At 62.0% G+C, this 11071-nt stretch carries 9 protein-coding genes and 1 pseudogene; 3 read left to right on the top strand and 7 right to left on the bottom strand.

Features of this window, described 5'->3' with window-relative positions:
* The 5 genes from B552_RS0105495 to recQ all read right to left on the bottom strand — a co-directional run.
* Positions 1 to 137, bottom strand: a 137-nt coding sequence (locus tag B552_RS0105495; RefSeq protein WP_019448010.1) for a GTP-binding protein, incomplete at its 3' end; no start/stop codon positions are given.
* Positions 138 to 214: 77 nt separating this feature from the next.
* The gene (fusA, locus tag B552_RS0105490; RefSeq protein WP_026035362.1) at positions 215 to 2326 is read right to left on the bottom strand and encodes an elongation factor G; all 2112 of its coding nucleotides are present in this window, start codon (positions 2324 to 2326) and stop codon (positions 215 to 217) included.
* A 118-nt stretch (positions 2327 to 2444) separates the two neighbouring features.
* Complete coding sequence (gene rpsG, locus B552_RS0105485) at positions 2445 to 2915, bottom strand: 30S ribosomal protein S7 (RefSeq protein ID WP_012354147.1); 471 nt, start codon at positions 2913 to 2915, stop codon at positions 2445 to 2447.
* Between the two features lie 204 nt (positions 2916 to 3119).
* Complete coding sequence (gene rpsL / locus B552_RS0105480) at positions 3120 to 3497, bottom strand: 30S ribosomal protein S12 (protein ID WP_019448008.1); 378 nt, start codon at positions 3495 to 3497, stop codon at positions 3120 to 3122.
* Positions 3498 to 3821: 324 nt separating this feature from the next.
* The gene (gene recQ, locus B552_RS0105475; protein WP_019448007.1) at positions 3822 to 5669 is read right to left on the bottom strand and encodes a DNA helicase RecQ; all 1848 of its coding nucleotides are present in this window, start codon (positions 5667 to 5669) and stop codon (positions 3822 to 3824) included.
* A gap of 227 nt (positions 5670 to 5896) precedes the next feature.
* On the opposite strand from recQ, the gene B552_RS0105470 reads away from it, so the two are divergent.
* Positions 5897 to 7414, top strand: coding sequence for a PLP-dependent aminotransferase family protein (locus B552_RS0105470; RefSeq protein WP_019448006.1), 1518 nt, complete (start codon positions 5897 to 5899; stop codon positions 7412 to 7414).
* 4 nt (positions 7415 to 7418) lie between these two features.
* On the opposite strand, the gene B552_RS0105465 is transcribed toward B552_RS0105470, so the two are convergent.
* Both B552_RS0105465 and B552_RS0105460 read right to left on the bottom strand, forming a co-directional pair.
* The gene (locus tag B552_RS0105465) at positions 7419 to 7748 is read right to left on the bottom strand and encodes a cytochrome c (RefSeq protein ID WP_019448005.1); all 330 of its coding nucleotides are present in this window, start codon (positions 7746 to 7748) and stop codon (positions 7419 to 7421) included.
* 15 nt (positions 7749 to 7763) lie between these two features.
* Positions 7764 to 9323, bottom strand: a complete 1560-nt coding sequence (locus B552_RS0105460) for a nitrite reductase (protein ID WP_026035361.1) — start codon at positions 9321 to 9323, stop codon at positions 7764 to 7766.
* Between the two features lie 679 nt (positions 9324 to 10002).
* Here B552_RS0105460 and B552_RS29425 point away from each other — a divergent pair.
* Together B552_RS29425 and fabG are read left to right on the top strand one after the other, a co-directional pair.
* Positions 10003 to 10188: pseudogene (locus B552_RS29425) on the top strand (helix-turn-helix transcriptional regulator); the annotation flags it as partial.
* Between the two features lie 117 nt (positions 10189 to 10305).
* The gene (fabG, locus tag B552_RS0105455) at positions 10306 to 11061 is read left to right on the top strand and encodes a 3-oxoacyl-[acyl-carrier-protein] reductase (RefSeq protein WP_019448003.1); all 756 of its coding nucleotides are present in this window, start codon (positions 10306 to 10308) and stop codon (positions 11059 to 11061) included.
* The last annotated feature ends 10 nt before the right edge of the window (positions 11062 to 11071 follow it).

Here is an 11071-nt window from a genome sequence, read left to right as displayed (position 1 = left end):
TTCTTGGCTGCGCCGCCGAACTTCGCGGCCAGCACCGTGGCAATCGCTGCCGTCAGCGTCGTCTTGCCGTGGTCAACGTGACCAATCGTACCTACGTTCACGTGCGGCTTGGTCCGCTCGAACTTTTCCTTTGCCATGTTTCAGCTCCTAATGGAATACAGTGAGATTCGATTCATTACACCGCCACGCCGGATAAGGCGTGGCGGCAAAGCTTTTACTGCTTGCCCTTGGCCGTCATCACGGCTTCGGCGATGTTCTTCGGTGCCTCAGCGTAGTGCTTGAATTCCATGGTGTACGTGGCGCGGCCTTGCGTGGCCGAGCGCAGCGCCGTGGAATAACCGAACATTTCCGACAGCGGGACTTCGGCCTTGATGATCTTGCCGCCGCCCACCATGTCGTCCATGCCCTGCACGATGCCGCGGCGGGACGACAAGTCGCCCATCACGGTACCCGTGTAGTCTTCCGGCGTTTCCACTTCCACGGCCATCATCGGCTCGAGCAGAACCGGGCTGGCCTTGCGCATGGCTTCCTTGAAAGCCATCGAGCCGGCCATGCGGAACGCGTTTTCGTTCGAGTCCACGTCGTGGTACGAACCGAACGTCAGCGTGACCTTCACGTCCACCACCGGGAAGCCAGCCAGAATACCGGACGGCAGCGTGTCGACGATACCCTTCTCGACCGCCGGGATGTATTCGCGAGGAATCACACCGCCCTTGATGGCGTCGATGAACTCGAAGCCCTTGCCCGGCTCTTGCGGTTCCAGCGTGATCACAGCGTGACCGTACTGGCCGCGGCCGCCCGACTGCTTGACGAACTTGCCTTCGACGTCTTCGGCCTTCTTGCGAATGGTTTCGCGGTAGGCAACCTGCGGCGCGCCGATGTTGGCTTCCACGCCGAATTCGCGCTTCATGCGGTCGACCAGAATTTCCAGGTGGAGCTCGCCCATGCCCGAAATGATGGTCTGGCCCGATTCTTCATCGGTACGCACGCGGAACGAAGGATCTTCAGCGGCCAGGCGGTTCAGGGCGATGCCCATCTTTTCCTGGTCAGCCTTGGTCTTCGGCTCGACAGCCTGCGAGATCACCGGCTCCGGGAACACCATGCGCTCGAGCACGATCGGGGCAGCCGGATCGCACAGCGTGTCGCCCGTGGTGGCATCCTTCAGGCCCACTGCAGCGGCGATGTCGCCGGCCAGCACTTCCTTGATTTCTTCGCGCTGGTTGGCGTGCATCTGCAGAATACGGCCCAGACGCTCCTTCTTCTGCTTCACCGGGTTGTACACGGTGTCGCCCGAATTGATCTTGCCCGAGTAGACGCGGAAGAAGATCAGCTGACCAACGAACGGGTCGGTCATGATCTTGAACGCCAGCGCCGAGAACTTCTCGCTGTCGTCAGCCTTGCGCTCGAGCTTCTTCTCGCTGTCGTCCTCGTCAGTACCCGTAACCGGCGGAATGTCCACCGGCGACGGCAGGAAGTCGATCACGGCGTCGAGCATACGCTGCACGCCCTTGTTCTTGAACGCGGTGCCGCACAGCATCGGCTGGATTTCGCAGGCGATGGTACGGTCACGCAATGCCTTGACGATCTCGGCGCGGGTCAGCTCTTCGCCGCCCAGGTACTTTTCCATCAGCTCTTCGCTGGCTTCGGCGGCGGACTCGACCATCTTTTCGCGCCATTCGTCAGCGGTGGCTTGCAGCTCGGCCGGGATGTCCTGGTATTCGAACTTCACGCCCTGGCTGGCTTCGTCCCAAATGATCGCCTTCATTTCCAGCAGATCGACGACGCCCTGGAAGCCGTCTTCAGCGCCGATCGGCACCACGACGGGCACGGGGTTGGCCTTCAGGCGGGTCTTCAGCTGGTCATAGACCTTGAAGAAGTTCGCGCCGGTACGGTCCATCTTGTTGACGAACGCCAGACGCGGCACGCGGTACTTGTTGGCCTGACGCCAGACAGTCTCCGACTGCGGCTGCACGCCACCCACTGCGCAGTACACCATGCACGCGCCGTCCAGCACGCGCATGGAACGCTCCACCTCGATGGTGAAGTCCACGTGTCCCGGGGTGTCGATGATGTTGAAGCGGTGCTCGGGGTAGTTGCCGCCCATGCCCTTCCAGAAGGCGGTGGTAGCAGCGGAGGTAATCGTGATGCCACGCTCCTGCTCCTGCTCCATCCAGTCCATGGTGGCCGCGCCATCATGCACTTCACCGATCTTGTGGTTCACACCGGTGTAGAACAGGATCCGCTCGGTCGTGGTGGTTTTACCCGCGTCAATGTGAGCCGAAATACCGATGTTACGGTAGCGCTCAATAGGAGTCTTACGAGCCACTTTAATCCTCTATTCGTCCATGAGGCGCAGAAATCTCATGACCTGCGCCCTTAACACAAACGGGCGAGATGTGTGAAAACACAGCCCGCCCGGCAACCAACAGCGTTTTTCGCGCGCCTTAGAAGCGGAAGTGCGAGAACGCCTTGTTGGCTTCGGCCATGCGGTGCACTTCGTCGCGCTTCTTCATCGCGCCACCACGGCCTTCAGCAGCTTCCAGCAGCTCACCTGCCAGGCGCAGCGCCATCGACTTCTCGCTGCGTTTCTTCGCGGCCTCGCGCAGCCAACGCATCGCCAATGCCAAACGACGCGACGGACGGACTTCGACCGGAACCTGATAGTTGGCGCCGCCCACGCGACGGCTCTTCACTTCCACCACCGGCTTCACGTTGTTGATGGCAACGGAGAACACTTCGATGGGGGCCTTGCCTGCCTTCTTTTCGATCTGGTCGAATGCGCCGTACACGATACGTTCGGCAACCGACTTCTTGCCGTCCAGCATCAGCACGTTCATGAACTTGGCAACTTCAACGTTACCGAACTTCGGATCAGGCAAAACATCCCGCTTGGGGACTTCACGACGACGTGGCATCTTCTTTCCTTTAGATTCAGTTGAGAGGCGGACAGATATTTCCGCTTCTCCGGCCACCAACTAGCTTGCCAACTGATTGGGCAAATTCGCCGGGTGACCACTTACTCGACGGCACGGCGCACGAAAAACGCTCCGTTGTACCGCCGCCTGGTGACAGCTCCATGACTTGCGCCACAGCTGTCGGATATTGCTTTGCGTAGAAGCTTAGGCAGCCTTCGGACGCTTCGCACCGTACTTCGAACGGGCCTGCTTGCGGTCCTTCACGCCTTGCAGATCCAGCGAGCCACGGACGATGTGGTAACGCACACCCGGCAAGTCCTTCACACGGCCGCCGCGAATCAGCACGACCGAGTGTTCCTGCAGGTTGTGGCCTTCACCGCCGATGTACGAAATGACTTCGAAACCGTTGGTCAGGCGCACCTTGGCGACCTTACGCAGTGCCGAGTTCGGCTTCTTCGGCGTCGTGGTGTACACGCGGGTGCACACGCCGCGACGCTGCGGGCAGTTCTCAAGCGCCGGGCTCTTGCTCTTGATGATTTCAGAGACGCGCGGCTTGCGAACCAGTTGGTTGATAGTTGGCATTGTTCAATCCAGCTTGGTTTTACAAAAACACCCCTCGGTCAGCGGGTGACCAGAGGAGCAACTACGGGTTTCGGACGGGAAAGGAGAGCGAACGCTCAGGAGGAAGGGCTGTGAAGTGACAGACTTGCCAAAGAGCGCGAGCTCGCCCGGATCCCGCTGTCGCCCTGCCCGGCTGCGAACCTGAGGTCACAAATCCGACGGGCGAGCGAAATCCAAAGCCAAAAACTCGAATCTGGCACTCTAGCAGGCGGCTTGACAACGGTCAAGCGGTATACCCGCCGTATACATAGCGGCCGCGTACCGGCCGCTATGTCCGGGCCCAGCTCAGACCGCCTGCAGGATTTCGAGGATTTCCTCGCCGTAGCGTTCGAGCTTTGATGCACCAATCCCGGGCACTTCAGCCAGTTCGTCGAGGGATTCGGGGGCGCTGCGCGCCAGTTCGGCCAGCGTGGCGTCGTGGAAGATCACGTAGGCCGGCACGCCGTGCTCGCGGGCGGCGGCGGTCCGCCAACTGCGCAGGGCTTCCCAGTTGGCCAACGTATCGGCATCCATCGTGGCGGTATGGTCGGTGCGCGCGCCTCGCGTTCCGCGCTCGCCGGACTTCCCCGGTTTGCTGACCTGCCGGCGCAATATGATCGAATGCTCACCCTTGAGCACAGCACGCGCGGATTCGCCCAGCAGCAGCGCACCGTGTCCGCCGTGGTCGATGACCAGCAGCCCCTGGGCGATAAGCTGGCGGAAGATCGCATGCCATTCGGCCACCGAGCGATCCTTGCCGATGCCGAACGTCGACACCTTGTCGTGCCCCCACTGCCGGATCTTCTCGTTGGCATTGCCGCGCAGCACGTCGACCAGATGCGTGGCGCCGAAATGCACCCGGCTGGCCTGGGCGGTCCGGTAAACGCAGGACAGCGCCATCTGGGCCTCGCGCGTGCCGTCCCAGGTAGCGGGCGGCTCCAGGCAGGTGTCGCAGTTTCCGCAGGACTCGGCCGATTCTTCGAAGTAGGCCAGAATCCGCACGCGCCGGCACCCGGCCGTTTCGCACAAACCCAGCAAGGCATCGAGCTTGGATGACGACACACGTTTGTGCGCATCGTCCGCCTCGGATTCGTCGATCATGCGCTTCTGCTGCACCACATCGCCCAGGCCGTAGGCCATCCACGCGTTGGCTGGCAGGCCGTCGCGCCCGGCGCGGCCCGTTTCCTGGTAGTACCCCTCCATGCTCTTGGGCAGGTCCAGATGCGCGACAAATCGCACGTCAGGCTTGTCGATACCCATGCCGAACGCGATGGTGGCCACCATGACGATGCCCTCCTCCTCGCGGAAGCGCGCCTGGTGAACCTGCCGCACCTGGGCGTCCATCCCGGCGTGGTAGGCCAGCGCGTTGATGCCGTGGCTGGACAGCCACGCCGCGGTGTCTTCGACCTTCTTTCGCGACAGGCAATAGACGATGCCGCTGTCGTGCCCGCCATTGCCGTTCATGTGCTCGGCCTTGATGAAGGCAAGCAGCTGCTGGCGCGCGTTGTCTTTTTCGACGATGCGATAGCGAATATTGGGGCGGTCGAAGCTGGAAATAAACACGCGCGCGTCGTCCAGCGCCAGGCGCTCGACGATCTCCTGGCGCGTCAGCGCGTCGGCCGTGGCCGTCAATGCGATGCGCGGCACGCTGGGAAAGCGCTCGTGCAGGACCGATAGCTGGATGTACTCGGGCCGGAAATCGTGGCCCCATTGCGACACGCAGTGCGCCTCATCGATCGCGAAAAGGCCCACGCGTGTGCGCTCGAGCAGGTCGAGGAAGCGCGGCGTCATCAGCCGCTCTGGCGCCACATAGAGGATTTCGAGGCGCCCGGCCAGCAAGTCGCGCTCGACTGCCGAGGCCTCGCTGCTGCTCAAGGTCGAATTGAGCACCGCGGCGCGCACACCCGCCTCTGTCAATGCCGCAACCTGATCCTGCATCAGCGCGATCAACGGCGATACGACGATCCCCACACCCTGCCCTGCCTGCTGACGCAGCAACGCCGGAATCTGATAGCAGAGCGATTTGCCACCGCCGGTGGGCATCAGCACCAGACAGTCACCGCCGTCTGCAACGTGATCGATGATCTCCCCCTGCCGGCCACGGAAAGCGTGGTAGCCGAAGACTTCTTTGAGGATCGCCAGGGCGCGCGACATGGGACAGCGGGAATCGGAAAGCCGGGAAAGGCGTAACCATACCACTAAGGTCCGGGCTGGCCCGCATCGAACCATCGCTGCGTGGCATGCATGTCAACACGCGGCAACAAGGTCTTTGCGCAATCGGATGCCAATTGCCCCAGCACAAGATGCGGGCTGCGCATCGGCCATAGGATGACCCGAGCCGCGCATTCGACGCGGGCATTGGTCAGCGAGTCCTCACAGTAATGCAGCACCACGCCTTCAGCTTGCCGATTGCAATTACGCGCGACGGTGCCGAACCCTACAAGCGGCAGATCATGCGCCAGATCGAGTGGCTGATCGTGTCGGGCCGGCTGCAGCCCGGTAACCGCCTACCCTCGATTGCCTGCCTGATGGGAATGCTGCGTGTCTCACGCAACACGGTGGTCGGCGCTTATGAAGGACTGACCGACGCCGGCCTTCTGCGCGGCGAGCCGGGCCGGGGGTTCTTCGTCGCCACCGATACGCCGCGCCTACCCTCGCTGCCCGCGGCTGGACAGACAGCTTTGATGGCCGCCGCGCCAACGCGAAAGTTCGGTGATACCGGCGTGGCGCTGCGTACTCCGGGCATCCATGCGGTTCCGCCCGCCTCTCCGGTGCGCTTCGACTTCAAGATCGGGCGCCCCGCCCCGGACGCCTTCCCGGCGCGACGCTGGGCCAGCCTGGCGAACCCTCTGTTGCGCCACATGGGCCACGCGCTCACCGAGTACACCCCAGCCGAAGGACTCTGGGGGCTGCGCGTACAGATCGCGGACTATCTCGCTGCCACGCGCGCACTGGCCGTCGACCCCGCACAGATCGTCATCGTTGCCGGTGTGCAGGAGGCGCTGCACCTGCTTGCCGCGCACCTCGTCCGCCCCGGCGGCCACGTCGTCATGGAATCCCCCGTCTATGCCGGCTTCTGCAATCTGCCATCACTGGCAAGCGCCACGCAGACAGCCGTGCCGGTGGACACTCAGGGGCTAAACACCGACGCGCTTCCCGAGGCGCCCGTGCAGTTGGTCTACACAACGCCATCGCACCAGTATCCGCTTGGCTACACGATGTCGATCAGCCGTCGACGCGCATTGCTGGCCTGGGCTGCGCGCGTCGGGGCCTGCGTGATTGAAGACGATTACGATGGGGACTTCTCCTACGACGGCGCGCCCCTGCCTCCACTGATGACGCTCGATCCCGAGCGTGTGGTCTACCTGGGCACCTTCTCCAAGGTGCTGGGCCCGGGTCTTCGGCTCGGCTTCATGGTGTGCCCGCCGGGGCTGGCAGAGGCGGTCGCGCATCGGAAGGCGCTGCTGAACCACGGATGCCCGTGGCTCGAGCAGGCAGTGCTGGCCCGATTGATCGAGTACGGCGACTACAGCCGGCACCTGTACAAATTGCGCCAGCGATACCGTGTGCAGCGCGACACGCTGCTGACAGGCTTGCGCGCCATCTGGGGCGATGATTGCCGGATCAGCGGGATTGCCACGGGCATGCATGTCGCCCTGCACCTGCCGGCCGAAGGCCCGCGCGCCACCGACATTGCACGATACGCGCTGGCCAGCGGCATCCGAATCTACCCGCTGGCGGACGCCGGATGCGGGCAGGCTTCGGCGAAAACTGATCGTGTCGTGCTGCTGGGCTATGCCTCGCTGACAGCCAGCCAGATCAGCGAGGCCATGGGCCTGCTCAAATCTGCGCTGGCTGCCCGGGTCGGGAGCCTCTCACCGGAGGCCACCTCAGCCTGATGGTTCAGCGCAAAGGTGTCTTCGTGCCGAAGTACCGAGACAGCGCACCGATGGTGGCATCGTCGAGCGGCTCTGCCATCGGCCGCATCACCGGGTCCTGGCGGCGGCCAGTCTTGAAGTCGTGCAGCTGCTTGGCCAGGTACTCGGGCTGCTGCCCGGCCAGGTTCGGATACAGCCCGACGCTGCTGATGCCGTCAATGCCATGGCACGAGGCACACAGCGGCAGGATCGCGGACACCTTCTCATCGAGCTTCGTGGTCTCGGCGCAAAGCCCTCCCGAAAGCATCAGCAATGCAAGCGTGGCGGCGCTGCGGTTCAAGCGGAAATCGATCATGGCAGTCGCTCCCCATCAGTGCTTGCGTGTGGGCGGCAAACCCACGGAAATCCATTGCGTCCGGGCGCGCGAGAAGATGCCCGCCGGGCTTTCCATCTTGTGCTCGGCCACCAGTTCCAGCGTCTTGCTGTCGTAGATACGAACCCGGTCACCGTAGTAGCCCGCGCTCACGTAGAGATACTTCCCATCACGCGAGTACTCCGGAAAGAACGCATGGCCTCCGGCATCGAGCGTGCGTACAACCTCGAGCGACTGCTTGTCGATAAGCTGGATCAGCGAAGCCTTCTTGTCCTTGCTGACGATATCGACCGCAACATACGGCGCATCGGGGTGGGCCGCCGGCGACTCCGTGGGGCCGGCCACCGGGATGTTCTTCACCACCGAGAAATCGCTGGTATCCCAGACCGTTACCACGTCACCCTTCTCGCATTGGCCGATGTTGGTACCGAACGCGAGCATCCGGCCGCCAACCGGCGTCACCGCGCCGGAGCCAACGTGGGGCTGGCAGCCCGCGGGAATATCGCGGGCCACCTTGTCTTCCTTGAGATCGATGGCGACGATCTTGTTGTCGCCATAGGATGCAACCATCGAATACCGTCCATCGGGCGTCAGGAAGGTGTCGTGCAGCATGCGGCCGACCGCCTCCAGCCTGGTGACAGGCATGCCCTCCCGATCCGGGTCGACGATCCAGATCTGCCCGGCCTGTCGCAGCGTCAGCGCAAACTTGTTGTTGATCCGGCTGCCGATCACTGGCCCACCGGCCGACTGAATGAACTTGCCATCAGGGTCCCTGCCCTCCAGGCGCAGATACTTCACGGGCTCCAGCGTGTCTGCCTTCAGGATCACGACGAGGTTCGGCACAAACGAGCTTGCTGCCAGCCACTTGCCGTCGTTCGATACGGCGATGCCCGGTCCGGTCAAGCCGGTGCGAATCTTGCGCACAACCTTGAGCGAGTACAGGTCGATCTTGTAGACATGGCCGTCATCGCTCTTGAGCCACGCCCACCGTTGGTCAACCGGGCTGAACTCCATGATGTGAGGCGCGACAGGCGTAGCAATCTCGCCAACTATCCTGTTCGTCCTGCCATCGAGGAATACCGTCTTCGCGTTATCCGCGCCGGTACCGCGCCCATAGCGTCCGCGTGCCATGACCACCATCAAGTCGTAGACGGATTCGATCGCATAGCTCGGTTTCGATGGAAGCGTGGTTTCGTCGACCAGAACTTCAAGACTGTCGCGAATCTGTTGCATCGACCATTCCGGCCGGCCTACGGGTTGCGTGTGGATGTACTGCGCCAGCAGGCGAATGTCCGCGTCCGCCAGACGGGAATGGAACGGCGGCATCAGGGTGTCGGGGATGCCGGTCATGATCGTGCCACGCAACGCGGCCTCGCTCTGGACGAGCCTGTCCTTGTGCAAGGCGGGCCCAACGTAGCCACCCCGGCTGGCCGAATGGCATACCGCGCAGTTGGCCTGGTACAGCGCATCCGCACGCTTCAGGTCTTCAGCGGTCATCGCTAGCAGCGCGCCCGAGGCGCTGGTCAAGAATGCCGCAACTATGGTCCTCGCGAGCATCGTCTGATACCTCCCTGGTCAGTCATCCAAACAGCGATGCATCCAATGTGCCATCGGAAGCTTCTGCGAGAGGGGGGATGCCATTGGAATTGTGATGGGCACGGTTGCGTTGAATCGATCTGTACGCCGAACCGGTAGGCCGACTCAGGCGCGTAGCTGATGCGTGTGCCTTCACCGAAAGATGGCGAAGCTGCCGCGTGTCATCAAAGAACTCAGAAATTGCCTGACCGCGTCATATTTCAATAATTGATGATTGCGCACAGAATGACCTCGAGACTCCAATTTGAAGTTTCTTCGTCGCGCGAGGACAGCAATGAACAGCTGGCAAGACCATCTCAATTGCATTAGCGTACGAGCCGCATCAGAGCAAGAGGTTCTGGACAAGATTACGTCCGCCGCCAGGCTGCTCGGCTTTGAGATCTGCGCCGAATCGTTGTCGGCACGAAGCAATGCGCTTCTGCACATTGCCCAGGCCTTTGGCCTTAGCAGCAGCGCGACGCCGCACCCGAATTCAGAAAGCGGCCGACGCGAGAACACACTTCTCAGAATCGGTCGGTTGTTTCGGAGGAACGGGAGACTGGATCAACGCGAGATCAGAGAGTCCTGGTTTGCCTGCGTCGCACTTCTGGCGCTCGCGCGCGAGATCACTGTGCGTCATCCGCAGGAACGCCTTTCACCACTGACAGAACGCGAACGCGAGGTACTGCGGCGTGCGGCCGAAGGTAAAACATCAGCGGAGATTTCGCGCCTGCTTTCCGTGTCCGAGCACACGGTGAATTTTCATATCCGCAATGCAGTCGTCAAACTGGATGCTCCGAACAAGACGTGTGCCGTTGTTCGAGCTACTCGACTCGGCTGGCTATGAACGTGCGCATCTTTGCGCTTCCGCAAAAACACCGTCGCACCTACCAGATCTGCTAGTTGTTGTAGCTAGATTGTTTTGCTGAAATTCTGACAAACTTCCGACAAGGAACAAGTCAGCATGATCAGCAACTCTCTCTCTTCGCGACCCGTCGCGTTGATCAGCGGTGGGTCACGCGGCATCGGCCAAGGCATATCCCTGGCACTTGCCAACGCGGGCTACGCCATCGCCTACTGCTACAGCAAGGTCAGCGACTCTTCCCTGGAAACGCTCTCGCAACTGACTGACGCGAACCTTCCTGCGATGGCACTTGAGTGCGACGTTTCAGACAGCACCGCCTGCAACGCATTCGTCGCCGCAGCGCTTTCCCGCTTTGGCCGAATCGACGTACTGGTCAACAACGCGGGAGTTACCCGCGATGCTCCGCTCGCAACGATGACCCAGGATGCATGGGACACCGTCATCGACACCAATCTGACCGGCACCTTCAATCTCTCCCGCGCGGTTGTCTTCCATTTCATGAAGCAGAAGTCGGGGGTGATCATCAACCTCTCGTCGATTGCCGGCGTGTATGGCAATGCCACGCAGACCAACTATGCGGCTTCGAAGGCAGGCATGATCGGATTCACGCGCTCCCTTGCCAAGGAAGTTGCCCGATTCGGCATTCGCGTCAATGCGGTCGCGCCCGGCTTTATCGAGTCCGACATGACCGCGCGCTTGCCATCGAGCGTCGTTGCTGCCGCCCTGACCCAGATCCCGATGCGGCGATTCGGCACGGCCGCGGAGGTGGCATCCATGGTCCGCTATCTCGCCTCTCCGGACGCCGCCTATGTCACTGGCCAGGTATTCCAGATCGACGGCGGCATGGTCATCTGAGTGCGCGTGA

Origin of the sequence: Cupriavidus sp. BIS7 (assembly GCF_000292345.1) — a bacterium.
GTDB lineage: Bacteria > Pseudomonadota > Gammaproteobacteria > Burkholderiales > Burkholderiaceae > Cupriavidus.
Note: the sequence above shows the minus strand (reverse complement) of the source record. Positions and strands in the feature narration are given on the sequence as shown.